The organism is Mycobacterium sp. 852014-52144_SCH5372336 (genome assembly GCF_001665615.1).
Classification (GTDB): Bacteria; Actinomycetota; Actinomycetes; order Mycobacteriales; family Mycobacteriaceae; genus Mycobacterium; species Mycobacterium neumannii_A.
Map to the genome: position 1 here is coordinate 66780 of NZ_LZSW01000019.1, position 24637 is coordinate 91416.

Here is a 24637-nt window from a genome sequence, read left to right on the forward strand (position 1 = left end):
TGCTATTCGGCGTTCGGCAACAGATCATCGGGATTCCACACCCGCTGCGCGAGTTCGCGATACAGCTCACCGCGCTCATCTAGGTCCGCCTTCTTGAACTCTTCATGCGCGCGAAACTTCAGGCCCGATCGCTGGACAAACTGCAGGAACCCCGGATTGTGGTCGTATGCCTGCGGATGCAGCGAGCGGGCGAGGAGGTTCTGGGTGTTGTAGTGAGGCAGCTTCTTCTCGTAAGGCAAGTCGCCATAACTCGCGTTGAACTTCTTGGGCAGAAGTAGAAGACCGCCGATTCGATTACGGTACTCATCGAAGTCGGCCTGATGGTTGAACTCGTCGCTGTGGCGTCTTGGATGGTCGGCCCATATGTGCTCAATTTCGTACCGGTTGACGCCCTCTCGCACGAATTCGTTGTAGCGCGACTGCTGCCCAGACTGAGTCTCTACGTAGTCGGTCAATCGAGCGAGAATGCGGTGTAGGGCGTAGCGGTTCTGTTGGTGGACGCGCAATCGTTCATTGTTAGAGAAGGTTTCAGTTTCTTGAGCGAGTAGGGCATGGAGCTTCTCAGAGAGCGGAACGGGGTCAAGACGTCGTATGTCTCGCATCACCAGAAACATGGCGTACTGCATTGTCGAGTACGCGATGCTGCGGAAGTTCCAGATTCGGCGCGCCAGCATGATGTCGACGTAATGAGCGACGAGGCGAACCTTTTGACGGGCGATGTCATCGTGGTCGTCGGGTGCTAACGGCGCTAGCAGCAACATGAATTGCAAGGTGAAACCTTGCTGCGCGTTGTAATGAACTCGCTCCAGTCCTTCGACTAACCCGTGAGACGCATCTATCAGAGTCAAATAGTGGCGGCTGTAGAAGTCGAAGTCCGTATCTACGAACCGGTAGTAGTCCGCGTCAGTCTTGAGGCCGATCGACTCGCTGGCGTCACGCAGCCAGCGGTGGTACTCGGTGGCGATTCTGTCGAAGTCCTCCTGCTTGGCGCCCTTGCGTCGTTCTCGGATCTTGGTCGAATATTGGCTTCGTAACCAGGCTTTGAAGAAGTCGGGTTCTACTTCCTTACCGGCAGCATTGAGCGCGAGAATACGGTCACGCCAGCGATTGTTAACTCCTTCGCGCTTGGCTTCATCGATGTTGGCGAGTAGGTAGCCCTTGAGCATGTCGGTGGGCGTCAAGGATAGGCCGCGATCATTCATCGTCTCGAAGATCGTGTACGCATCCTCGTCGGAATACGCGGTGATTTCCACAAGGTGGACGTTTTCAAGAAGCCAGTCAACGAAGTATGGAAGCGCGTGGCCGCGCAGTTCCTCTGGGAATGCCTCGCTGAGATCGATGTAGCGGCGGTAGAGGTTCTGAACAGATTCTGAGCGGCCGCTGACATCGAACGACTCCCCATTGAAGAGAGCCTCCAAGCACGGGATGCGTTCGTCGACATCGAGATTGAACGATTTCTGGCCGTACTTTTCAGAGACGATCAGTTCGTCCACATTCACGGCATCGTCGCGGTCAGCTTGTAACGAACGCATCAAAACGAGCAGCAGCGTCAAACTGGTCAGACGCTGTTGCCCGTCAACGACGAAATTGCCACTGCCCTTGCTGCTGACGATGATCGATCCGAGGAAGTAGTGGGGGTATCCAGCTACTCGGCTACGTGAGTGGGTCGGGTCGTACTCCTCGAGAAACTTCCCCGTTAGGTCATCAACGAGTTCGCGAATCTGCTTGTCATGCCACTTGTACTCACGCTGGTAGTAATCGATTGAGTACTTCACGCCCTTGAGTAGTTCTCGGACGGTCTTGGCTTTGCCGAGAATTTCCTTCACTAATCTCCCCCATCAGTTCCTAACGCTCGCGGTCATCACTAGGGCTGTACAAGCTTTCGTGTGGCACGAGCCTCCGCCGCTTTGGCCCCCTTGGCCTGCACAAACCTTTGGTCGTAGTCTCTCCCTCGACGTCGCAAACTGCGCAGCGTGTGCGTGCTTGGTGTTTTCGCTTCCGCCGGAGTGGACTAGTTGGTTTCTGGTCCCCGTATGCCGGGGTACACGTCGAAAATCACTTCGATTAGCTGCTTCGCGATCGTCTCGTCTACTTCGATGATTTGACTTGGTTTCGGTTCCCATTTGCGGTGATCTGATCCGAGCGTCGCTAGCCGGAGTAACTTGTCTCCTCGATCCGTCCGGACGGTGGTATAGAGGCAGTCGACCTCAGTTCGGGGTGGTCGGGCAGGTTGCGTGTCGCGTTTCAGTGACCGGATGCGTGCCATTCACAATCCCTTCTTTTGCCGCGAGGCTCGTCATTTGTTTGGGGCTTCCGAGCTAAGAAGATTCGTCGGAAACCGGCTTTTGAAGTTCGGACTTTTCCGTGCGGCCTTTCTCCGTCAGGTACTCGCCAAATCGGACCATTCCCTGGCCTGCAGCGCCGACGGCCTTGAGAGCGGATTCGGAAATTGCATCGACGACAGCCGCGGCAGCGTCCAATACGCCGGGCGTTTCGACGGCTTCCCACTCTTCCACCTGATGGCGCCGCGCCTCTGCAAATCGATCGAGTTCATCGCGAAGGTTCGCTCGCTGTTTGACCAGTTCCCGAACCGAAAAGAAGCGGAATCCCTCGATTGCGTCGGGCTTCGCAAAGTCATCAAGCAGCTCCTCCGCGCTGCGATACAACTTGCCATCCTCGGCAAGTTGTAGCGTCAGCAGGTCACGTGTGTCGTCGACCACTCGTTGCAAGTGTTCAGGTTGAGTAGCCTCGACTCGCGCTAGCCGTAGGCGTTGCCACTGGTACAGCGATTCCTCCGCTACCACCAAGAGGCTGAGCGTCTCTCCGAGCCGGTTGTCCTCGACGGCACAGCGAAGTTTCTCTGCTCGATCTTGCACAGGAAGCTCAGAATCGAACGATTCCAGCAGCCGCGTCGCGTGGTTCCGCAGTTGTTCGACCGCGACGTTGAGTGCCGGCCCCAGGCTTGCGAGAGCATCCCAGTCCGCGTTGGGGAGCACGTCGTGCTTCTCGAGGAATTCGACCGCACGTCGGATCGAGAGGTGGTTGCCGAGTACGTCTCCTGCCCGCGACGCATCGGCGAGTTGAAGCACAGACTCCACTTTGCCTTCGACCCGGCGTATCGCCTGCTCGACCTCTGCAATGGCGGTCTTCAGCGCAATCTGTGTTGCCACCAATTGGACGGCCATCATCTGAGGCGGAGCGATTTGCGCGGGCGCCCACTGGAGTTGCTGCAGAAACAGTCCGTCGTTGCCGCGCGTCATCATCCGGTAGAAGCCGTCCGTCCCCGGAATCCAGTTGCCGGTCTTCAGAGCGGTGAGGCTTTCGGGATGAAGCTGCACGAACTTACCCGAGTCCGCCAAGAAGGCTGCGGCCCCTGCAAGCAATCCGGCCGCATTGCTGATAGACGACTTGTCGATATCTACGACTCGCATCGTCTTGCCAGCAGCGACGCGCAGACGTTCCAGGTAGGCTTTGACCGCCTCAGGGTCTCCTCCGACGAGCAGGCCCTCCGGTTGGACCGCGATCTCGATCTCGCCGTCGTCTGGTCGGGCCGGAAGCCGGCTGCCTTCCTCGTTAGTCACGTACTTCCCCCTATCTAGGCTGCTCTTTTGAGTGTAGGCAGACCTAGTGACGGTCGAGCAAGGGTGGGGCAAACGGTCGATTCGATGCGGCGGGATGCCCCCGAGAATCGGCTTAAGGCGAATACAGCGCCGTTTTGATTGTGGCGGGGTGCGCGACGTGGCGACCCGTCAATTGCGACAGAAATAGTTTATGTGCAGAAATAGTTTATGTGTAGTGCAGAAGCTGGACGAAAGTTCGGAAACCCGTCAGAGAAAGTACTGTGAAAGCGCGCCAAGGCGACCAATTCAGGAACTCGAGTCGTCCGAACGTCATGAGCTTCGCTCCCGCTGTCCATCGGCGGCCTGCTGCGTCTGGAGCCGACGCAGAGCCGATCGGAAAGCGGTATTCGGGTGGGCATTCGGCAGCACTTGCAGTACATCGCGCAACGCTTCGTCACCGCTGATCCCACGCAACCTCGCCCCGTACAGGGCGCCCATCGTCGGCGTCCGGCTGTACGCCCCGACGCAGTGCACCAACACCGTGCGTCCCTCGCGCCGGAACTGCTCAATGACGCGCACGGTGTCGAGCAGGACGAAGTCCAGGTGAGGATTCTCGTCGCGCTCGGGCCGATCGATCAGCCGCACTTCGAGATGCGGCATGTCGGCGCGCATATCCTCGTCCGCCAGTCGGCACATTGAGACGACCGCGTCGACCTCGGCCGGAAGTCGCCGAAGCACACCGACGCCGCCGAGGAGAACGCCGTCGTCGTACGGATGCCGAACGCAGGTGTCGACCGAAGAGTTCGGATAGGAGAAGTCGAACTCGTCCGGCTCGCCCTTGCGCCCGATCGCTGACGCCAGCGACACAAGGCCGTGCGCGGTGATCCCCGGCCACCCGTGCAGCTGCACGCGCCACGCCGCGGGCACCGCCGATGCGCCGCAAGCCGCCCCCAATAGACCGCCGGCAATCGCCGCGACCGTATCGGTGTCGTATCCCGCTCGGACGGCGGCATCCAGTGCCAACCGAAGGTAGTCCGCACGGAACACACCGTTGACCGGATCATCCTCGAGCACAGGCGTTGTCGAGATCGCCGACCATGCCGCCTGCAGGGCGGTCACCACCCAGCCGTTGTTCGGAAACGCTGCTGGGGGAGCTGCTTCCGCTTCATCCAGACGTTTCGCCCACAGCTCGCGCCGACGCGCGTTCAAATGCCGCAAACCGACCCGAACGTCGAGTTTTCCTGTCAGAACGGTGTGCCTGATCGCGCAGACCCACAACGCACACGCGTCGCCCGCATCGGGATCGAAGTGCGTGAGCTCGCTGACGGTGCGTGCCGCCTCCACCATCGCGCCCTCATCGTCGAGATATGCCAGCGCTACCGGCGCGGTCCGCATCAGCGACCCGTTGCCGGCCGACCGCCCGCTGCGACGGTGATATTTCTCTGACTCCGCGCGGGCGCTGGCCGCAGTGATAACACCATCGCGCGCTGCTGCCCTCAACACCGAACTGGTCTGAATGCCAATGTCTTTGGCGGACCTGGACCAACCGAGCCAACGCCGCACGATCGCATCCTGGGCGGTTTCGTCACGCAAGTCGGCGCCCGTCGCGGCCACCTCGGCGATCGCGATCGCCATCGACGTGTCGTCGGTCCATTCACCCGGACGCCACCCGCCTCCGCCGACCATCTCCACCTCGAGGTCAGGCCCTCGCGGTGGTTTGAACTCGTACGGCGCCCCCAGTGCGTCTCCTGCCGCAGTCGCGAGAAGCACACCCTCGACACGATCATTGAATGAAGTCATTCGTCCGCCTCCTCCCAAGCAGATACTTTTGCGCAATTATGCGCTAATGACAACACTGTACTCTGAGTGACCGACATGAGCCGGAACGTATTCCGAGATAGCAGCGGGAGAACCCTCGAGGACTACCCGCGGCCCTCGGTCGCCGTCGACACCGCCGTGTTGACGCTCGATCCCAAGCACGGGTTGGCCGTCCTTCAGGTGCGTCGCGGAAGCAAGTCGGGTTGGGCACTTCCGGGAACTTTCCTGCATGAGGGAGAGACGCTGACCGACGCCGTCGACCGCTCGCTGCGCGATAAGGCCAACGTGCGCGGCCTGCGCCCGAGACAGCTGCATGTCTTCGATGACCCGAAGCGGGACGACCGCGGATGGGTGCTATCAGTCGCTCACGTGGACGTGGTGCAGACAGGTCGACTCGATTCGCGCTTTCCGGCTACGACACGAATCGTTCCGGTGTCCAAGACCGGTCGTTTGGCTTTCGACCACGACGAAATCATCGAGCGCGCGGTGGAGGACGTACGTTCACGCTATGCCGACAGGCCGGACCCGGACGGTCTGCTCGACGAGGAGTTCACGCTCCGCCAGTTACGCATCGCACACGAGGCTGTACTGGGATACACCCTTCAGCGCGACACCTTTCGTCGGGCAATGGAATCGCACCTCGTCCCCACAGGCAGTACCACGGTTGGTACGAGGGGTCGTCCTGCAGAGTTGTTTCGGCGTCGTGAGACTGAGTCGAAGCGTCGCCGCGGGTCCTGAAGGTACTCCACGCGGACGGTGCCGCAACCCAGACCTCTTGAGCGCCCATGCAGACCGGTTCGTTGCGGTACGTCAACGCAATCGGTTTACCGAGCTTATCGACCGGCCGAGGTATAGTGGCCGCAGCTTCACGAGATGCCGTCGCCAAGCTCCGACTGGACGGCACGCCAACCCCACGCTCGTGGGTGGCTCGGATGACGAAGCGGCCGACGCCAATCGGTGCCGGTAAGAGCGCCTCCTGAGTGGAGGCCCGAACGAGGACGGGCAATGACCGCGACCACTGAACGACGAGACGACCGCGACGGTCGTCCTGGCTGCATGAACCACGACGGCTATTGGTTACGGACTTGGCCTGTCGAGGGAAGAACGTTGTGATGCCGTACCAGGTCGGTTCCATTCCCCATATGCGCCGCCCGTGCGATCGGTGCGGCTACGCCACCCGGTACAAGCAGTACCCGGTGGTGTGCGAATGCACCTCGCCGGATCGCTGCCCGCACCCGCCCGCTTATGTCATCAATGGACTGTGCCGCCGCTGTGGTGGCGACGCGGGCGAACACCCGCATGGCGGTGGTGCGGTTCCGGTGTCCTGGCCGTAGCGGGTCCGCGCGAGGACGTAGGCGTTGCGCCACCACCGCGATGCCTACGCAATAACTGCGTACTCGGTTGTTCTGCGATCGGCTTGTCGGGGCGTCAAGGTACTTTGCTCGCCATGACGAACTTGAGCCCTGCCTGCGGCCGATGCGGATCGACCGCGCTGCACCACAAGGTTCACGGCATGCCGACCCACGAATTGTTCGAAGAGGCGGAGCGCCGGCCGGATCTTGCGCTGGCCGGGTGCTGCCTGATGCCGGGTGACTGGAGTACCGAGTGTGTGACCTGCGGTCAGCGCAAAATCATTGGCCGAGGCGGCGATTCCGCATGGACGACGGCGACCCAGCCGGGCGTCGCCGCTCGCCTCGTCACCGCGTACGCGGCGTCGGCGCGGCAGGCGCTGGGCACGGCGCAGACGTCGGCCATCTCCTATCTTGGGTTGTGGCTGTTGGTCGCCCGCTTCGCGCCGGTCGCGACCGGTGCACACCGCGCGCGACTGCCCGAGGTGCTCGGCGTGTCTTGCGATGAAGCCGCCGCGCTGGCCGCCGACCTGCTCGACGCGCCGCACCCGACCGTCGCCGCAGCGCTCGGCGCGTGGTCGCGCTCCCCGGCGACGGCGACGCCGCCTGTCACGCTCGACGAGCTGCCCGATCAGGAAGGGCTCGACCATTGGGCATCTGAGCACACCCGCGGCCTCATCGAGCAGTTCCCGCTACAGGTGGACCCGTTGACCGCGCTCGTCCTGGCTACCGCGCTGGTTCTCCAGCCGCGGTGGACCACAGAACTGGGCACCGACGATAACGGGTTCCTCGTCCTCGACGGGGGGCTGCAGACCATCGTCGACACCAGTGCCGCGGGACTCGTCGCCGTCGCCAAACCGTTCAGCGAGGACGGTGTCGACATCGTCAGTGTCATTGCTGCACCTGAAGTTCCGCCGACCGATGTGTGGCGGGCTGTCGACGAGGTCGTCGCCAAGCTCAATGAGGGCGCACTGTGGCACGGTGAATTACCCGGTGGGGTCCCCGCCAGCGGTCACTCTTGGACCGTTCGCGAAACAACCGAGACTTTTATCGAGTGGGATGCGCCCGACGACGGCGACTACCTCTGGCGCAGCCATCTCCCGCGTTGGAACGCCTCCGCGAAAAGCGCACTCACCGCCGCCCCCGGCGTTGCGGAGCTCGTCGCGTCACTGCGAGAGGCGGTTCCCAATCTCGACGGGTCACTGGAATGCGTGCAGGCGGCCACGGCCGCCTACAACGAGAACGGGTTCGAGGCCGCCGCCGTCACAGCCCTCGCGATGGCGACAGGCGCCCCGCAGCTCGTCGAGCGCACCATCCACCGCGTAGAGGTCACCTTCGACCGGCCCCATGCCGTCGTCGCGGTCGCCCGCGGTGGCGCTTGGGAGGGCGTGCCGCTGCTTCACTGCTGGGTCACGCCTTGAGGATCTGCTCGGTATGCCAGCACCGGTGAGGCGCAAGCCGGGCGTCACGCGGCTTGGCGCTCCATCTCCCTCGCCTCGGCGGGCACCTCTGTGGCGGCGTCCAGCAACTGCCCGTGATTGTCACGCACACCGCGGTACGTCGACAGATAGTGGTCGATCTGCTCGCGGCGCAGCGGTCGCGCCCAGATGTTCTCGCTGGGGATCTCGATCCCACTGTCGTTGGACTCTGCGCGCTTTCGAGCGCCAACGCGGAAGCCCATCACCGCTGTCACCATCAAGACGACCAGGCTGGCTCCGATGATTCCGGCCACCGCATTCTGGGCGGCCAGCGCGTACACGAACGTTCCCAATGCCGCGAAACTCAACAGCAGACAGATGTACGCAACCAACGTCGGCGGGATCCGTCCTAATGCCTTCAACATAGCTACCACCTCTCGTAAGCTCGGGTACAACGATACGCGTAGCGTAGCGCTACGTCTAGTGTAGCGTTTTCTGGGCCGGGGATATTCCCGGTCATAGGAGGTGCGATGGCACAGCGAAGCGACGTCGATGACGCCATCACGGACGCCACCCTGGCGCTCCTGCGCACTGGAGGGCCCAGGTCAGTGACTGTCGAGGCGGTGGCGGCCCGTTCGGGGATCGCGAAGACCACCATCTACCGCCGTCACCGCGACCGTCGCGACATGCTCTCCGCCGCGCTGTCGCGGGTGACCTCTCCTGAACCTCTCGGTGCGCATGCCCCAGCGCCGGACCGGCTGCGCTGGCTCATCGGAGAAGCGGTCAAGGCCATCGACGTCGGCATCGGCTTCGGCGGCCTCGCTGCCATGCTGACCGACGAGGACCCCGACTTCACCAAGCTCTTCCGACGCATCCTCGCCAAGCAGCGGACCGAACTGGAATCGGTGATCGACGCGGCTAAGGCCGACGGATCGTTTCGCGCCGACATCAACGACGCCGCCCTCATCGACGCCGTGGTCGGAACGATCATCGCCGAGCGCGCACGCACCGGCCGCGTCGCCAAAGACTGGGAAGCGCGATTGTTCGACCTCTTCTGGCCGACCGTGCGGGCGTGAGCCCCGTCGCTGCGTCGTCGTGGCCTGATGGCCCCGCCCCAAGCGCTATCGAGAAGTGAATCGCTGAGTCACGCCCAGTTGGCTGGGGATCCGTACACCGCCGACCGTGTGACGGTGAGACTGCTCAAGCTCAGTGCCGCCGCGAGCTTTCCGCGAGGCGCTTCAGCGCCCGGCCATCGGTCAGTTCGTCGCGGCGATCCGGATTCTGCCAATAGAACCGGACCAGCTCGCGCAGAGCTCGCCCCTCCGGCGTGAACGAGGCCGCTGCCAATGTATACACCTCGTCGTCGGACATCACTACAACTACCGAGTTGGGTGTCGGTGCGAACTGTTTCGGTGAGGCATCAGTGACGTCTACGACCTGCCCCCAGTCACCGTCGTGCGGTCGCGGCCCTTGCACGAACGTGAATCCGTTGGGCGTCAAGCGCAGATAATGCACGCCGCCGCGGCGCAGCATTCGCCACAGAATTGGCGCGCCTACGATCGCAGCGAGAGCGCTGGCGAGGGGAAAGTACATGCGCGTGTGCTCGGGCACCGGGATATCAACCATCCCGAGCGGTCCGAATATCGCGAACAAACCACAAGCCACCGTTGATCCGATGAGTGCGACCTGGAGAGGTATGTCGACGCCTCGATCCGGCCGGATGGTCGTCCCCTCGTCGTCGAAATCGCCCCTCGGGACGAGCTTCCCCGGGACGACCCGTGCGAACGGGACGATGAAACCCAGGAAGAACATCGCGAACCCCAGCGACACCACCGCCGTCAGGAAGTCGCCGCGCCCGATGCAGATAATCATCCAAACCAGCGCCAGAATGCCCAGCGGCCCGAAGAACAGCGTGCAGAGCAACGCGATGGGGAGAACCTTCATTTGGGACACACGATATTGCCGATGATTCCGCCAACATAGCCGAACGTCCAAGTGCCGGCGATGCTTCCGATCGCGGCGGCGCCCGGTGCCAATTGCGGAGCGCCGAAAGCCGAGGCTCCGGCCGCGGCCAAGGTGCCACCCGCATAGCCCCCACCAACCCCTGCCCCGCCGGAGATCGCAGCCACACAGCCGTCATGAAACGTCTTCGCCGTCACCGTGTCGTAAAGAGCTGTGGCTATACCCAGCGTCGGTCCGCCGTACTTGGCCGCCTTCCCGAGGTTTTCGACGGACTGCGGTGAAAGCATGGGGATTCCGCGCTTGGCTTGTTCTTCTAGGCCGGTGAGTGCGCCTCCAACAGTCGTGAGCGTCGGGTGGGTGAAGAATTCGTCGGGTAGGACGCCATGGCGACCGTCGGCCGCCGTCACGCCTCCCGTGGTCTTGCCATCCGCGGTTTGCGTCATCGTGACTTCGGTGCCGTCGGCGAACCTAATGGATGTGTACTTCGTGCCGTCGTAGTTCGTCTTGTCCTGTGAGAACGTGCTGGACACTTCGTTGCCGTGCTTGTCGTAGTAGGTGTCCTCGACGCACGGGGCGAAATCGTTCCACTCATATATCTCGTGCCGGCTACCGTCCATCATCGTTAGCGTCTTTCGCACCTGGCCGTCTTCTGTCACCCACTCGCGGCTCTCACGAACCGTCTGCGCCATATCGTTGTCTCGAACGACTCCCTGTTGGATGAGCCCGTTGAGCGTCATTGGATCCGGGACTTCGTCAGCGGGTCGGGCGGCTCCCGTTGCAGGATTCAGAAGTGGAAAGTCATTCGGCCCGGGCAGAGTGAAACCGAGATTCTGAGCAGCAGCCTGCACCGACTCTGCGGTCGCGTTGTCCGCGTCGCCGACTGCGGTCAGAAGGCGGTTGATCTCCTTCTGCTCTGCTTGTGCCTGTGCCAATAGGCTGGCTGCCTTCTCGCCCGAGACGCGGGCAGGCTTGATGAGCACCACCCACATATCCGTGACTTGGAGCTCACCGGCATCTACTGCTTCCGCGTGATCCAGCAAGGCTGCCCGGGCACCTCCAATCGATCCGCTGCCCTTACTCAGCGCTGTCGCGACCGCTTCGGTGTAATGAGCGAACTCGGAAGTCGTATCGGTGGCGCGGCGAAACATCGCCGTAGCCGCGTCATGCGCCTGACCCGACCATGTCTGCTCCGCTGACATCCGGTCGATTCCATCGTCAAGATCGCGCACCGATGTGTAAACGGATTGACCCGCCGTCGCTAGAGCCGACGCGGCGGGATTCAGTGAATCGGGATCCCACCCTTGTAAGCGGGGGCGTGAGGGCAGCACGGATCAAAAGAGCCCGTCGAACGTCCCCGCAAGGGAGCTGTCGGTCACCTCGTATCGGTCTCCTGCGCCACGAACCGCGCCCCCCATGTCCTCGACATTCTTGGCGATCGCATCTGCCTTCTTCGTCAAGTGCTCGCCCACGAGGCGCATTGCCCACTGTGTAGTGGACCCGGCAAGACCGTCGGCTGATGTCATCGCGTGCGAGCCCACGCCGGCGCCGTTGATGGCCTCAGACGCTGTACTTACCTCTCCTGCAAAGGCGCGAAGTACTTCCGGATCGACAAGCAAGAGTCCCCCTTTGATGGCTTGAACGTCGCCGAGCGTCGCGAATCAACCCTAACGCCGCTGTGGGTCGCGGCCGCGCGGCAATTTTCGTTCCGGATTGGTGATGGTCGGCCATCGACTCCGGCCCGATCAACTGGCAGGATGACGCTCAACTGGCACTGCACCGATTCTGAGGTTCCGATGTGACCAATCGCCCTGTCGCCGTTGACTTCCACTTTGACGTCATGTGCCCTTTCGCGTATCAGACGTCGCGATGGATCCGCGAGGTCCGCGACCTGACTGGCCTCGAGGTGAACTGGCGCTTCTTCAGCCTCGAGGAGATCAACCGTCAGGACGGCAAGAAGCACCCGTGGGAGCGGGAGTGGTCTTACGGCTGGTCGATGATGCGTATCGGTGCGCTGCTGCGCCGACAGTCGATGGCCGACATCGACGCCTGGTACGAACGAGCAGCGCGGGCCCTGCACGTCGAAGGCCATAAGCCGCACGAAAAGGCCGTCGCCCGAGCACTTTTGGAGGAGCTCGGCTTCAACCCCGGACTCGTCGACCAAGCCATCGCCGACCCGACCACCAACGACGAAGTGATGGCCGACCACCAGCGCGTCGTCGATGCAGGCGGCTACGGCGTGCCGACCCTGTTCTTCCCCGACGGGCAGTGCCTGTTCGGGCCCGTACTCATCGACCCGCCGGTCGGCGAGGCGGCGCTGCGGCTGTGGGACGCCGTCGTCGCCTGGACGGAGTTCCCGCACCTCTACGAACTGCAACGCCCCAAGACACCCGCCGATCAGCAGGCGATCACCGAGACCTTCCGCCCCTACCTCGAGGCTCGGGACTGGGTCTCGATCAACCGCGGCGAGGTCGTCACTTTCGATCCGCCGCGTTGAGCCGGTGCCCGATTCCAGCTCGTCACGCAGGGCGAAGACAATTTTGGTACCAAACTCGGTACTGATGCTGGTACCTTCGGCCGATGCCTGCATTGAACGTCAACTTCAGTGACGAGGAGATGGAGCAGCTACGTACCGCGGCGTCGGCGGGCGAGCTGTCGCTGCGCGCGTTCGTGCACCGTGCCGCCCTTGATGCCGCGAGCGATCACAAGCGCCGCGTGCGTGAAGGCGCGCGGATCGTCGCCGAACGCAGCGCAGAGCTCAATCGCCGTCTGGCGTGACCGAATACCTCGACCGCGACGATGTTCTCGTCGCCGGTGCTGCGGGCGTAGGAGTGGAGTTCAGGGTCGCCGACTACGGTCTGCTCGACGCGGCGGTGGCCCGACCCCAAGCCACCGCCTTCGGCGTTGATGCGTATCCCGACCTCTTCACCAAGGCGGCGGCGCTGCTGCAGTTCCTCGTGCGCAACCATGCGCTGGTCGATGGCAACAAGCGCACGGCATGGGCCGCTGCATGGACGTTCCTGTACCTCAATGGCGTCGAGTTGGACCCTGACGTCGACGTCGACGATGCGGAGAACTTCATAAATTCGGTTGTGACCGAGGGGGATTCGCAGCTTTCAGAACTCGCACCGGAGCTGCGAGCCTTTTCCTCGGAGTGACTGCGGCAGTTGAGCTCCGTCGTGATACCCCGAGCCGCGTGCAATGATGGCTCGCATATCCCAAAGCAAAGGAGCTTGAGATGGGGTTCGAGCGCATCGATGACCTGCTGAACGGTGTGACCGCCGATGGGTCACTGCACGGCGTCGCCGCCACCGTGGTTGGCCGCGACGGTGTCCTGTACCAGGGTGCAGCCGGAGATGCCAAGCCAGACAGCATGTTCCGCAACGCTTCCATGACCAAGGCCGTCGCCACCACCGCGGCGCTACAGCTCATCGAACAAGATCGTATTCAGCTCGACGCGCCCGTCGCCTCGATCCTGCCCGAGTTCGGAGAACTCCAGGTGCTCGACAGCTTCGACGGCCGCGAGCCGGTCCTGCGCGCACCCAAGGCGCAGGCGACCATCCGCCAGCTGATGAACCACACAGCAGGCTGCGGCTACCACTTCCTCAACGACAAGCTCTTCACCTACTGCACCGAGCAAGGCCTCCCCACCCCGCTCGACGGAATTAAGCAGGGCCTGCGCGTCCCGCTGGTCAACGATCCGGGCACGGTCTGGGAGTACGGCGTGAGCACCGACTGGCTCGGTCTGGTCGTCGAGGCAGTCAGCGGCCAGACCCTGGCCGACTACCTGGCCGAGCACGTCTACGGTCCGCTCGGGATGCAGGATTCGACCTTTGCTCCCAGCGACGAGCAGCGCGCGCGATTGCTGCCTGTCCGTTTCCGCGCGCCGGACGGCAGCCTTCTGGAGACCGAGCTCGACCTGCCGGCCGAACCGGAGTGGGACGCCGCGGGCCACGGGTCCTACGGGACGATCGCCGATTACGGCCGCTTCGTGCGCGCCTGGCTCAACGGCGGCGAGCTCGACGGTGCGCGCATCCTCAAGGAAGAGACGGTGCAGCTCGCACTGCAGGACCATCTCGACGGGGCGCCGCTGCCGAAGAAGATGGAGCCGACCGTCCCCGAGCTGTCCAACCCCGTCGAGCTGCTCGACGTACCGCAGGGATGGGGCCTCGGATTCCACTTGTACTTCGTCGACCTGCCGGGCATGCGCAGCGCCGGCTCCGCCGACTGGTCGGGTCTGTTCAACAGCTTCTTCTGGATCGACCGCGCGGCAGGGGTCGGCGCTGTCATCGCCACGCAGTTGCTCCCGTTCTTCGACGACACGATGGTCAAGACGATCCTGGGCTTCGAAGCCGCGGTCTACGCCGAGCTCGGTGCAGCGGTCTCATGAACAGCGACGGGCCAACTCCCAAGCGGCTGCTAAACAACCGGGTGCCCGAAGGCCGTTACGACCGCTCAGCGGCATAACTCCGGCCGGAGTGACCCGTTCAGCGCACCGAAATTACGCGGCGGACGATGTGCTACATCCGTGCTACGGTCGTAGCATGTCCACGGTTGCGTCCCGCGAACTGCGAAACGACACAGCAGGCGTGCTTCGTCGAGTCCAGGGGGGCGAGGAGGTGACCATCACGGTGAACGGGCGAGCCGTCGCGGTGATCGCCGCAGTGCAGCCGATGCGTCGACGTTGGATATCAAAGACAGAGTTGGTCAAACGGCTCGAGGCCAGCCAGGCGGACCCCGGTTTGCGTGACGACCTCGCGGAGCTCGCCGGCGAAACGACCGACGAACTCGACGAGTTGTGACAACAGATCGGACGCCGGCCGGCATCCTCGACACCTCGGTCTTCATCGCCGACGAGAGCGGGCGTCAACTGAAGACGTCGCTGATTCCGGATGAACTCGCCACGACTGTCGTGACACTAGCCGAACTGAATGCAGGCGTGCTCGCGGCGAAGACCTCTGAGATCCGGGCGCGTCGCCTCCGAACGTTGGATGCGATCGCTGATATGACCGCGTTGCCGGTCGACGAGGAGGCGGCCCAACTTTGGGCGCTGCTACGTGTCCGCTTGGCCGAGGCGGGGCGACGCGTCCGAGTCAATGATCTATGGATCGCTGCCATCGCAGCTGCCAAGCACTTGCCGGTCGTCACGCAGGACAGCGACTTTGATGCCCTCGAGGGCATCGCCGGCCTCGTGATAATCCGCGTCTGACCCCTAGCCCGTAGGCGACCCTCCGACTCCCTATGCCGCCACCAAGGACCCGAGCTTGACGTCGGGGTTGTCTCGCTGAAAACCCTCCAGCCGCCACGGGGTGGAGAACAACACCAGCATGACTCCGTCACTGCGGGTGAGCACTTCGGCCGAGACCTGCTTGTCCATGAACTCCGCATCGGCAGGGTCGACGACGCGCGCCACCTGATACGGCAGCGGCTCCAACGCGATCGGCGTGCTGAACTCGGCGGCCATCCGGTGCACGGCCACCTCGAACTGCATCGGGCCCACTGCCGCGAACACCGGCGCCTGCTCGCCGCGCTTGTCCGAGCGCAGCACCTGCACCACGCCCTCCTGCTCGAGCTGCTCGATACCGCGCCGGAACTGCTTGTGCTTGCTCGGATCGGTGCCGCGCGCGACCGCGAAGTGCTCGGGGGAGAAGCTCGGGATCGGCGGGAACTGCACGGGCACATCGCGATACAGCGTGTCGCCGGGTCGCAGTGCGGCGGCGTTGGCCAACCCGATCACATCGCCGGGCCAGGCATCGTCGAGCGTGGCGCGCTGCTGGCCGAACACCGACTGCGCGTACTTGGTGACGAACGGCTTGCCGGTGGCGGCGTGTGTGAGCACGTCGCCGCGCTCGAATGTTCCCGAGACGACGCGCGCGTAGGCGATGCGGTCGCGGTGCGCGGAGTCCATGCCGGCCTGCACCTTGAAAACAAAAGCGCTGAAAGGTGATTCGACTGCACGATGAGTCCCGTTGACATCGACCGCTCCGCTCGGCGACGGCGCGAGTTCGACCAGCACATCGAGGAGTTGGTTCACCCCGAAGTTCAACGCCGCCGAGGTGAACAGCGTCGGCGAGGCGGTCCCAGCGAGGAACTCCTCGCGGTCGTAGTCGCCGCCGTCGGCGCTCAGCAGCTCGGACTCCTCGACCGCGGTGTCCCAGTCGTCGCCGGCGGCCGCGTGCGCGTCGTCGGCTGCGATGTGTTCCTCGGGCGCAGCGGTCGCACCGCCCGCGGTGCGGGTGAACCGGATGAACTGGCCGCCGCGGCGATCCAGCACGCCCTTGAAGTCGCCGGCTATACCGACCGGCCAGGTCAGGGGTGTGGGACGCAACCCGATGCGGGTTTGGATCTCGTCGACGAGCTCGAGGGCGTGCCTGCCGGGGCGGTCCCACTTGTTGATGACCGTGATGATCGGGATGCCGCGGTGCTTACACACCTGGAACAGCTTCAGTGTTTGCGGCTCAAGGCCTTTGGCGGCGTCGATGAGCATCACCGCGCAGTCGACGGCCGTCAGCACCCGGTAGGTGTCTTCGGAGAAGTCGGCGTGGCCGGGGGTATCGAGCAGGTTGATGACGCAGTCGCGGTAGGGGAACTGCAGCACCGTCGACGTGATCGAGATGCCCCTGGCCTTCTCCATCTCCATCCAGTCCGACACCGTCGCGCGACGGCCCGCTTTGCCGTGCACCGCACCCGCTTCGGTGATGACCCGGGCGTGCAGCGCCAGCGCCTCGGTCAGCGTGGACTTGCCGGCGTCGGGGTGGCTGATGACGGCGAAGGTCCTGCGCCGGCCCGCCTCGGCGGAGATACGGCCAGGTGGGGAGGCATCGGGGCTCGGCGCAGCCGTCAGAGCAGTGTCGGTCATAGCGGTAGCGATGGTATTGGCTCGACGGTGCAAACCAGTAATCGGACGCTGCACGGCAAACGCCATGTTGGCCGGCTCGCCGAGTTTCAGCCCTGATCGGCGATGAGCCTTTCCAGCAGGGCAACGATGTGCTTTTGGCCTGCGGCCGCGACATCGAGCTTTCCGCGCATTTCGCTACGCAAATCTGTCATGTCGTCGCGCAAGGCGTTGAAGCCGGAGGCAGTGGCCCGACGAAAGTCGCGAAGCTCGTTGTGGAATTCGGTGACGTCGCGGTCGGCCGCGCCGGCGAGGACACGGGCGGCTGCGGCGTCCTGCTCACTGACCTGTACCCGCTGCGCAAGCCCACGGACTTGGGTTTCCAGCGCCTCCACGCGGGCTTCGAGGTTGTCGGGCTCCACGCTCGCGAGCCTACCGCCGTCGCCGCCCTGTCCAACGCACAAATGGTGGCCGTCGCGCGGCCCTTGCGGTACGCGTCCCATTCCGATGGGTACTGGCAGCAGTGGCACCTGACTCACGACGAGCGGATGCTCGTTTCCGTCGCCTGCTGCCGGTTCGCGTAAATCTCGGCCAGGAAATGCTCGACGGCCACCGCGGCGTGAGCGGCGCGCGCCGAGCCGAACATGTCGAAAGCGTGCTGCGCGAACGGTAATTCGGCGTAGACGACCGGCTGGGCGCTGACGTCGCGCAGCTTCGACACGAACGCCCGCGCCTGCTCGACGGGAACCAGCGAGTCGTTGGTGCCGTGCAGGATGAAGAACGGCGGAGCGTCGGCGGCCACGTGGTTCACCGGCGAGGCGTCGGCATACGTCTCCAAGCTCGACTTCTGCGGTTGTTTGATCACCATCTGCTCGAGCAGCTCCGGCATCGACGGATGCATCGCGTCCTCGAAGCGGGTGAAGTCATACACGCCGTAGAACGGAACCGCGGCCTGCACCCGCGTGTCGACGTCTTCGAAGCCCGGCTGATACCGCGGGTCGTTGGGCGTCAGCGCCGCCAGCGACGACAGATGCCCGCCCGCCGAACCGCCGGTGATCGCGATGAAATCGGGGTCACCCCCGTACTCGGCGATATGCGTCTTGACCCACGCCAGCGCACGTTTGACGTCGACGATGTGGTCGGGCCACGTGTTGCGCGGGCTGTGGCGGTAATTGATCGCCACGCAGATCCAGCCGAGCTCGGCGAGATGGCTCATCAGCGGATGTGCTTGCCCGCGTTTGTTTCCCGTCACCCACGCGCCGCCCGGGATCTGAAACAGCACCGGCGCCTTGCCGTCTCGGTCGAGATCGGACCGCCGCCAGATGTCGAGCTGGTTGGCGCCGCCGTATTCGCCGTAGCTGATGTCGCCGTCGTGGGCGTAGTCGCGGTAGATCCGCATCATCCGCACAGCGCCCGGAGTCTTGGCGGTGCCGCCACCGGCCGGCCGGCGCCACAGGCCCGTTGAGTCGGTGCGCCGACGCGTCCCCAAGCCCTTGTCGAGCGCGGCGGTCAGCGCGGCGGCGGCCTTATGACCCGCGCGGGAGAAGTTCAGCAGTCCAGCCGCCGAGATGGCGGCCGTCACCCAGGCGATGATCCGCACCGGACGGGTCAGCCGGCGAGCCGTCAGCGCCAGCCCGCCAAGCTGGCTCACCAGCGTCTGCAGCGGGAACTCGCTGACCACCAAACCGAAGCCGAACGAGAAGATCGACGGGTAGCCCTTACGCGCCAATGGTCGGTAGCCGTTGAGGGTCGAGGCCGCGGTCACCGCCGTCACCAATAGCGCCGCGACCTGCCGGGCGATGTGGAGGAATCGATCCTTGCGCATTCGGTCACGATACGAGGCGACGCCGCCGCGGCGTCGTCCGGAACGGACAGGCACCGTCGGCGTATGGGAGACTTTCGGCATTCGCATCGGCGTGATGGTGCGATCCGCGGGGGGTTCCGCCTGGTGAACAGCACCGACATGGTCGTCGGTCTGCGCCTCGTCACGCCTGGTAGAGCACGGAAGATGTTGGAGTTTCCATGTCCGCCCACAGAGCATCTCAGCAGAACCATGATGTCTCACCGGTCGCGTCTGCGCTCATATGGCTCGGCGGCGGCGATCAGCGTGACCTTAGCGCCCGCCATGAGCAGTCGACGCTGGTCAGCGCAGGTGTGGTGGTGCTGGTCGTCGCGCTGCTGGCGTGGCTCGTGGCGGCTGCCGCACTGGATTCGTCGACCACCTGGCCGCTGATGGCCGTCATCGCGGTGACGTCGACGTTCGGCCTGCTGGTAGGCGCGGTGAGCCGTGTGCTTGCAGCCGGGGCGGTGCGAGGCGCCGGCGTGGTGGGACGTGCGGCCGTCGCGGTGGCTATCGGGCTCGTCGTCGGTGAGCTCGCCGCCGTCGTCGTGTTCTCCGGATCGGTCGATCGGCTGCTGGACGAGCGCGCGGCGATGGCTGCCGACGGAACGCCCGCGGTCACGCGGGCCGCGGCCGAGCTGGACCGAAGTCGTGCGGCGCGCGATGGGCTCGATGCGGCTGTGGAGCAGGCGGTGCAACGCCGCAAGGACGCGCTCGTCGTCGCGCGGTGTGAGTTCAACCCGAGGCCCGACTGCCCCCAGACATTCATCACCGGCGTGCCCGGCGCCGGGCCCGAGAACCGGACGGCCAACGACTTCCTTTCCGACGCTCAGCGCGCGCTCGACGCCGCGCTGGCCGAGCGGGACCGTCGCGCGCCCGAGCTCGACGCCCAGGTCGCCGACAGTGAGCAGGCTTTGTCGCAGGCCCGGCAGGCCGCCGCGGGCCAAGCGGATCGGGGGTTGGGCGCGCGGTGGGTCGCCATGAACGACCACACACTGGGCGAGGCTGGTGCGCTGATGCTGCGCCTGCTCGTCGACGGGTTCTTCGTCTTGCTCGCCCTGCTGCCGCTGATCCTGCGGCTGTGGCGGGGGGAGACGTCGCAGGATCGCGGGATCGCCGCCGATGTCGAGCGCGATCGAGCCGAACTGCAGGCCGACACGTCAGTCGCGGTGAAACGGGCCGAGGTGCGTGCCACCATCGAGAACTTGTGGGCCGAGCAGCAGCTGGCCAGTGCCCGGATGGCCGTCGAGGCGCAACTGGAGATCGACCGGGAGCAGCAGCGCCGACGGGTGATCGAGGCGATTGAGCCGGCTGTTTCCGCACGCGCCGAGCGCATCATTGAGCCTCAGGATGTGTACTTGCCGATCGCCGCGGAGGCCGAAGCGGCCAGTCTCGTTGCGGCCGAGGCGCCTTCCGTCGAGACGCCTGAGGTTGTCACACCCCAGAACCTGCCCGCGCCGGCCGACGACGACCGCTCGGTGGAACCGGTGGGTGAGGCCGGGCGCTCGCTGATTCCCGGTATCCCAGATGTCACCCGCGCCGCGGCGCGCTGGATTCGTCCGCTCGTGCCGCCGATCATCGCCAACGCGATCGACGCCACCACCAAGCCGCTGCGGGGTGTGCGGCAGATCCTCGAGGAGACCGAGGAGATTCACTTCTCGATGCGCCGCACCCGCAAGGTGAGCACCCACATGGAGGAGGGTGCAGAAGTTGTGGATGAAGGTGATTCCGATGCGGCAGGCGCCGCGCGGGCGACGACCGCCCAAGACGACGATCGCGAGCACGGCTATGGCCGGATCGGCCGCGGTGCGGAACACGCATCCGCAGTGACGAGAGGCAAGGGGCGCGGCGAACTCGCCGGCGGGGGTGCTCGTGAGCTGCGCGGACATCGCGGTCCTCGGGAACTTCCGCCCGGGCGTTAGCTTTTCGCGGCCGCGCGCACCTGCTTCTCGATTCGCTTGAAAAGCGCGTTTTCGGTGACGATCTCGAGTGTGACCGTTCCCCAATCGACATCCCCCGGTGCATAACGAACTACCGCAGGCATTTCGTCGACTATTTCCACCAGTTCGTCGATGAACACCCGGTAGCCCTCCAGCGGAATGGCCAACAGCTGAGCGCAATCCTTGAGCAGCCCGGTATACGCCGAGGGCACGCTGGCATCCCGACAACGCTCGGCCAGTTCGAGGAACCGCTCGTGGAAGTCCATCAGTCGGTTGGCCACGTGCACGACGGCGTTGGCGTCGGCATTGCTGTCGTCGAGCACGTCCATGAGGGCCGGTGCCCCCATGAAAGCGCCCAACCGGGCACCGAGTTCGGACAAGTCGTCGAGACAGTCCTCGACGAAAGAAGCTACTTCCCTACCATTTCGCGCATAGTGCCCCCGCGCGGTCGGGTAGTGCAGCTGACAATCGCGGATGCGCGGCGGTGTCACCTCTTCGAGACGTTGAACCAACACCGACACGAAAGCCGCCAACTGCCACTCCGTAGGCCTATCCCTCAGCAGAATGTCGAGGTCCTCTGCGGTGTAGGCGATTGCAGCGACGCGTCCTTCGTCGGGGGTCTCGGTCGGTGGTGCCGCGGGTGGAACTGAGATCGACCGCATCAGGTCGGCCCCTTCGACGCCGTAGATTCCTCGGTTGTCGCCGCGTCGAGCCCATCGATGCTGCCGTTCGGCGCGGTACGCCAGGATCTCTGCTTCACGGGCCGCGGCGAGCCGACGTTCTTGTTCTCGACGCACGAGGCCCCGCACCGCGAAAAACAATCCGATCGCCACACCTATCCCGATGAAGACCCAGTAGTAGGTGATGACCACCGAGATCAGTATCAAGAGGCCGAAGACGGCGGCCGCGCCTCCGGAATCCGAGCCGCGACTTGCCATCACAGCCGCCGTTGTTCAATGACGGACATCTCGTGCCCCTACAGCGGCTGGGTGTAGCCGATGCCCCGTGCCCATTCGACGACCGCCGGCTTGGCGTCCAGGCACATCGTGTTGACCGCCGACAACAGGACGATCGCCGACTCCGCGGGCGCGAACCCCGTGCGTTGGAGCTTGCCGAGCACCGCCGGCGGCGGCACGCCGAACCGCAGTTCGTGGCACAACTCCTTGCCGATGTCGATCATGTCGAGCATCGAGCTGTAGTAGACGCCCCTGTTGTCGAGCTGTGCGATGAAGTCGTACTGATCGGCGCGTGCCGGACTCGACAACGCCACCGCCCCGCACACCGCGATCGCGGCTGCAATTCCCCCACGTGCGCTCATGATTCCCCCTCAATTAGCGCTCGAAGTTGACGCTAAACCTCCCCACCGACAAATCCGCCGCACGGGTCTGACCGGAGTGACGGAGCCTGTGGCTAACATCGAGACGAGGTTCCTGGGGGAGGGCATGACATGCGGTGGTTGCATCGAAGTGTGGAGCTGATGGCCCGATGACCATCACGCCGACCGACACCCCGCGGCTGGCCAACCGCGCCGAGCGCCGCGTCTACCAGGCCCTCGTCGAACAGCTCCAGCCCAACGACCTCGTCGTCGCCGGCCAACGCGTCACCGACCACCTCAAGGACCACGAGGTCGACTTCGTCGTCGCCATCGAGGGCGCCGGCATCGTCTGCCTGGAGGTCAAGGGCGGTGAAGTCTGGCACGACGGGGAGCAGTGGCGCCAGAAACGCGGTGGGCGCGAATACACCGTCGAGCCCGTCCGCCAGGCCCGCGAAGCCTGCTACGCCCTGCGCGACTACATCGAGAAGGACCCTCGCTGGACACAGGGCCGACTGCGCTGGGATCACGTCGTCGTGCTGCCCAACACCGAACTGCCTCACGACTTCGCGCTGTCAGATTGTCCGCGCTGGAAGGTGATCGACCGCAACGACCTCAAAGACATCGACGGCAAACTGCGGCACGTGTTGATCAGCCAGGAACTCGACCGTCCGCTGCTCAACCAAGACGGCATCGAACAGATCATCACCGCGCTCAGCGGACGGGGACTGCCCCAGCGCGACGTCGTTGCCCGAGCGCTGGCCAACGAGGACGCCGCCGATGCGCTCACCGAGCACCAGGCGGTCATCCTCGACGCCACACGGCTACTCCACCGCATCGAGGTGCGCGGAGGCGCCGGCAGCGGCAAGACGTTCCTCGCGATGGAACAGGCTCGCCGACTGGCACAACGAGGCCAGCGCGTAGCCCTCGTTTGTTACTCGCACGGGCTAGCCTCGTACCTCGAGCGCATCACTGCCACTTGGCCGCGGCGCCAGCGGCCCGGTTATGTCGGCGAGTTCCACGCCCTCGGCGTGCTGTGGGGTGCACCCGAGGGCCCCGACGAGTCGTTGCGCACCGAGGAAACCGTCAAGTTCTGGGAACACGATCTCCCAGTGCAAATGGCCGAGCTGGCAATGCAACTCGAAGCTGGACATCGATTCGATTCCATCGTCGTCGATGAGGCGCAGGACTTCGCGGACTCATGGTGGGAACCGCTGCTGATCGCGCTGAAAGATCCGGACGAGGGTGGCTTGTACGTGTTCACCGACGAGGGTCAGCGAGTCTTCAACCGGTACGGGTCACCTCCGGTGCCGTTGGTGCCGCTGATCCTCGACCACAATTTGCGCAACACCCGCCAGATCGCCAAGGCGTTCCAACCGCTGGTCGATCACCCGATGCGGTTCCTCGGTGGAGAGGGGCCTGCCGTCGAGTTCGTCGCCTGTAGCCGGGAGGACGCGATGAGCGTCGGCGACGATCAGGTCGAGGCGCTCCTCGAGGAGGGTTGGCGGCCAGAGGATCTCGCGCTGCTGACGACCGGCAGCCGGCATCCCGAACAGGCGGAACGACAGAAGGCCGGCCACAGGACGTACTGGGACAGCTTCTGGGATGCAGACCAAGTGTTCTACGGCCATGTACTCGGGTTCAAGGGTCTCGAGCGGCGCGCAGTTGTGCTGGTGATCAATGATTCTGGCCAGTTCGAGCGCTCTCGCGAACGGTTGTATGTCGGTTTGTCACGGGCTCGTGACCGCCTCGTGGTGTGCGGCGACCCGGAATTCGTCCGCGAGGTGGGCGGACCAGATCTGGCGCGGCGGTTGAATATCGGATGACGCAGTCAAGCTTTCGAGGATTGGCGACTGGGCTTCACATCCTCAAGCGGGGACGCTGCGTACGCTGAGCTCTGTGAGCGGGCAGGACCGCGTCCACTGGGAGGAGCGGTATCAGAGCCGCGAGGCGGCGCAACTGGTCGCGGCCGAGCTTCCTGCTGTGTTCGCCCCGTTTGAGAACGAGTTCCCGACCGAGGGAAGAGCACTGGAACTGGCGTGCGGGTTGGGGTCAGCGAGCGTGTGGCTCGCGCGTCGCGGCATGGATGTCTGGGGAGTAGACATCTCGGCGACAGCTATTCGCCGAGCGCGGGACCTCGCTACGCGTAGCGGAGTCAGCGATCGATGCCGGTTCGACGTTGTCGATCTCGACCTGGGCCTGCCCGCGGGTCCGCACGTCGATACCATTGTCTGCCACCGATTCCGCGCTCCTCATCTTGACCAATCGATCATCAAGCGGCTGGCGCCCGGTGGTCTGCTGGCGATCTCGGCGCTGAGCGTTGTCGGTGCGGGGCCGGGCCGCTTCCGAGTCGCGCCTGGGGAGTTGGCCACCGCGTTCGCTGGACTCGGGGTCATCGCCGAGGGCGAAGGTGACGGCGAAGCGTGGCTGCTGGCAAGAAAGCCCGTACTCGCCTGACGCCCTAATCCCGCAGCGACAGGCGTGGTGGTTGCCGTGCCGTCCTGCAGCAGCGTTCTGTCTCGAGATCTGCCGATCCTGGGCGGATCGCGACCTGATGGCGACTCAGATATTTCACTTTCGCCGCAGCCACCTATCGGCCAGGTTAA

Annotated in this window: 24 protein-coding genes and 1 riboswitch; of the genes, 12 read left to right on the top strand and 12 right to left on the bottom strand. The window is 64.4% G+C overall.

Annotated elements, in window-relative coordinates; translation table 11 throughout:
* Positions 1-2 precede the first annotated feature (2 nt).
* From A5759_RS03970 to A5759_RS03980, 3 genes are all read right to left on the bottom strand, one after another.
* Positions 3-1826 (bottom strand): DUF262 domain-containing protein, encoded by a 1824-nt coding sequence (locus tag A5759_RS03970; RefSeq protein ID WP_068194077.1) that lies wholly within the window; start codon positions 1824-1826, stop codon positions 3-5.
* Between the two features lie 492 nt (positions 1827-2318).
* On the bottom strand, positions 2319-3581 hold the full coding sequence (locus A5759_RS03975; protein ID WP_068194080.1) for a hypothetical protein: 1263 nt from the start codon (positions 3579-3581) through the stop codon (positions 2319-2321).
* A gap of 309 nt (positions 3582-3890) precedes the next feature.
* Positions 3891-5360 (bottom strand): ADP-ribosylglycohydrolase family protein, encoded by a 1470-nt coding sequence (locus tag A5759_RS03980; RefSeq protein ID WP_068194083.1) that lies wholly within the window; start codon positions 5358-5360, stop codon positions 3891-3893.
* A 75-nt stretch (positions 5361-5435) separates the two neighbouring features.
* Here A5759_RS03980 and A5759_RS03985 point away from each other — a divergent pair, with 75 nt between their 5' ends.
* Complete coding sequence (locus A5759_RS03985) at positions 5436-6116, top strand: NUDIX domain-containing protein (protein WP_068194086.1); 681 nt, start codon at positions 5436-5438, stop codon at positions 6114-6116.
* Between the two features lie 126 nt (positions 6117-6242).
* Positions 6243-6354, top strand: a riboswitch (SAM riboswitch).
* A 471-nt stretch (positions 6355-6825) separates the two neighbouring features.
* Entirely contained in the window at positions 6826-8148 is a 1323-nt protein-coding gene (locus tag A5759_RS03990; RefSeq protein ID WP_156616803.1) for a hypothetical protein, read from the top strand.
* 44 nt (positions 8149-8192) lie between these two features.
* On the opposite strand, the gene A5759_RS03995 is transcribed toward A5759_RS03990, so the two are convergent.
* On the bottom strand, positions 8193-8570 hold the full coding sequence (locus tag A5759_RS03995; protein ID WP_068194093.1) for a hypothetical protein: 378 nt from the start codon (positions 8568-8570) through the stop codon (positions 8193-8195).
* Between the two features lie 105 nt (positions 8571-8675).
* Here A5759_RS03995 and A5759_RS04000 point away from each other — a divergent pair, with 105 nt between their 5' ends.
* Positions 8676-9221 (top strand): TetR/AcrR family transcriptional regulator, encoded by a 546-nt coding sequence (locus tag A5759_RS04000; RefSeq protein ID WP_068194096.1) that lies wholly within the window; start codon positions 8676-8678, stop codon positions 9219-9221.
* A 130-nt stretch (positions 9222-9351) separates the two neighbouring features.
* On the opposite strand, the gene A5759_RS04005 is transcribed toward A5759_RS04000, so the two are convergent.
* The 3 genes from A5759_RS04005 to A5759_RS04015 all read right to left on the bottom strand — a co-directional run bounded on the left by A5759_RS04005 (position 9352) and on the right by A5759_RS04015 (position 11723).
* Positions 9352-10068, bottom strand: coding sequence for a hypothetical protein (locus tag A5759_RS04005; protein ID WP_156616804.1), 717 nt, complete (start codon positions 10066-10068; stop codon positions 9352-9354).
* A 17-nt stretch (positions 10069-10085) separates the two neighbouring features.
* Entirely contained in the window at positions 10086-11306 is a 1221-nt protein-coding gene (locus A5759_RS04010; RefSeq protein ID WP_231984537.1) for a hypothetical protein, read from the bottom strand.
* Positions 11307-11438: 132 nt separating this feature from the next.
* The gene (locus A5759_RS04015) at positions 11439-11723 is read right to left on the bottom strand and encodes a WXG100 family type VII secretion target (protein WP_068194105.1); all 285 of its coding nucleotides are present in this window, start codon (positions 11721-11723) and stop codon (positions 11439-11441) included.
* Positions 11724-11902: 179 nt separating this feature from the next.
* Here A5759_RS04015 and A5759_RS04020 point away from each other — a divergent pair, with 179 nt between their 5' ends.
* The 6 genes from A5759_RS04020 (at position 11903) to A5759_RS04045 (ending at position 15313) form a co-directional block, all read left to right on the top strand.
* Positions 11903-12601 carry a DsbA family protein gene (locus tag A5759_RS04020; protein ID WP_068194109.1) on the top strand — a complete coding sequence of 233 codons (699 nt, stop codon included), beginning with the start codon at positions 11903-11905 and terminating at the stop codon, positions 12599-12601.
* Positions 12602-12684: 83 nt separating this feature from the next.
* A complete protein-coding gene (locus tag A5759_RS04025) occupies positions 12685-12882 on the top strand; it encodes an antitoxin Phd (protein WP_068194113.1) in 198 nt (65 codons plus the stop codon).
* Complete coding sequence (locus tag A5759_RS04030; RefSeq protein ID WP_068194116.1) at positions 12879-13262, top strand: type II toxin-antitoxin system death-on-curing family toxin; 384 nt, start codon at positions 12879-12881, stop codon at positions 13260-13262. The genes A5759_RS04025 and A5759_RS04030 overlap by 4 nt, the downstream gene beginning before the upstream one ends.
* An 80-nt stretch (positions 13263-13342) precedes the next feature.
* Complete coding sequence (locus A5759_RS04035) at positions 13343-14494, top strand: serine hydrolase (protein ID WP_068194119.1); 1152 nt, start codon at positions 13343-13345, stop codon at positions 14492-14494.
* A gap of 154 nt (positions 14495-14648) precedes the next feature.
* Positions 14649-14906: a type II toxin-antitoxin system Phd/YefM family antitoxin gene (locus A5759_RS04040; RefSeq protein ID WP_064418051.1), complete on the top strand. Its 258-nt coding sequence runs from the start codon at positions 14649-14651 to the stop codon at positions 14904-14906.
* Positions 14903-15313: a type II toxin-antitoxin system VapC family toxin gene (locus A5759_RS04045; protein ID WP_156616805.1), complete on the top strand. Its 411-nt coding sequence runs from the start codon at positions 14903-14905 to the stop codon at positions 15311-15313. The genes A5759_RS04040 and A5759_RS04045 overlap by 4 nt, the downstream gene beginning before the upstream one ends.
* Before the next feature lie 30 nt (positions 15314-15343).
* On the opposite strand, the gene A5759_RS04050 is transcribed toward A5759_RS04045, so the two are convergent.
* The 3 genes from A5759_RS04050 to A5759_RS04060 all read right to left on the bottom strand — a co-directional run bounded on the left by A5759_RS04050 (position 15344) and on the right by A5759_RS04060 (position 18764).
* Positions 15344-16963, bottom strand: a complete 1620-nt coding sequence (locus A5759_RS04050) for a peptide chain release factor 3 (protein WP_068194124.1) — start codon at positions 16961-16963, stop codon at positions 15344-15346.
* Positions 16964-17049: 86 nt separating this feature from the next.
* Entirely contained in the window at positions 17050-17361 is a 312-nt protein-coding gene (locus A5759_RS04055; protein WP_068194279.1) for a hypothetical protein, read from the bottom strand.
* A gap of 113 nt (positions 17362-17474) precedes the next feature.
* The gene (locus A5759_RS04060; RefSeq protein ID WP_068194126.1) at positions 17475-18764 is read right to left on the bottom strand and encodes an alpha/beta hydrolase; all 1290 of its coding nucleotides are present in this window, start codon (positions 18762-18764) and stop codon (positions 17475-17477) included.
* A gap of 197 nt (positions 18765-18961) precedes the next feature.
* Between A5759_RS04060 and A5759_RS04065 the strand changes: the two genes are divergently transcribed.
* Entirely contained in the window at positions 18962-20701 is a 1740-nt protein-coding gene (locus A5759_RS04065; protein WP_068194128.1) for a DUF4407 domain-containing protein, read from the top strand.
* On the opposite strand, the gene A5759_RS04070 is transcribed toward A5759_RS04065, so the two are convergent.
* Positions 20698-21657 (bottom strand): hypothetical protein, encoded by a 960-nt coding sequence (locus A5759_RS04070; RefSeq protein ID WP_068194131.1) that lies wholly within the window; start codon positions 21655-21657, stop codon positions 20698-20700. The genes A5759_RS04065 and A5759_RS04070 overlap by 4 nt on opposite strands.
* Positions 21658-21695: 38 nt before the next feature.
* Complete coding sequence (locus A5759_RS04075; RefSeq protein ID WP_068194133.1) at positions 21696-22037, bottom strand: DUF732 domain-containing protein; 342 nt, start codon at positions 22035-22037, stop codon at positions 21696-21698.
* A 167-nt stretch (positions 22038-22204) separates the two neighbouring features.
* Here A5759_RS04075 and A5759_RS04080 point away from each other — a divergent pair, with 167 nt between their 5' ends.
* Complete coding sequence (locus A5759_RS04080) at positions 22205-23857, top strand: NERD domain-containing protein (protein WP_068194138.1); 1653 nt, start codon at positions 22205-22207, stop codon at positions 23855-23857.
* A 73-nt stretch (positions 23858-23930) separates the two neighbouring features.
* Entirely contained in the window at positions 23931-24488 is a 558-nt protein-coding gene (locus A5759_RS04085; protein ID WP_068194140.1) for a bifunctional 2-polyprenyl-6-hydroxyphenol methylase/3-demethylubiquinol 3-O-methyltransferase UbiG, read from the top strand.
* Positions 24489-24637: the final 149 nt, after the last annotated feature.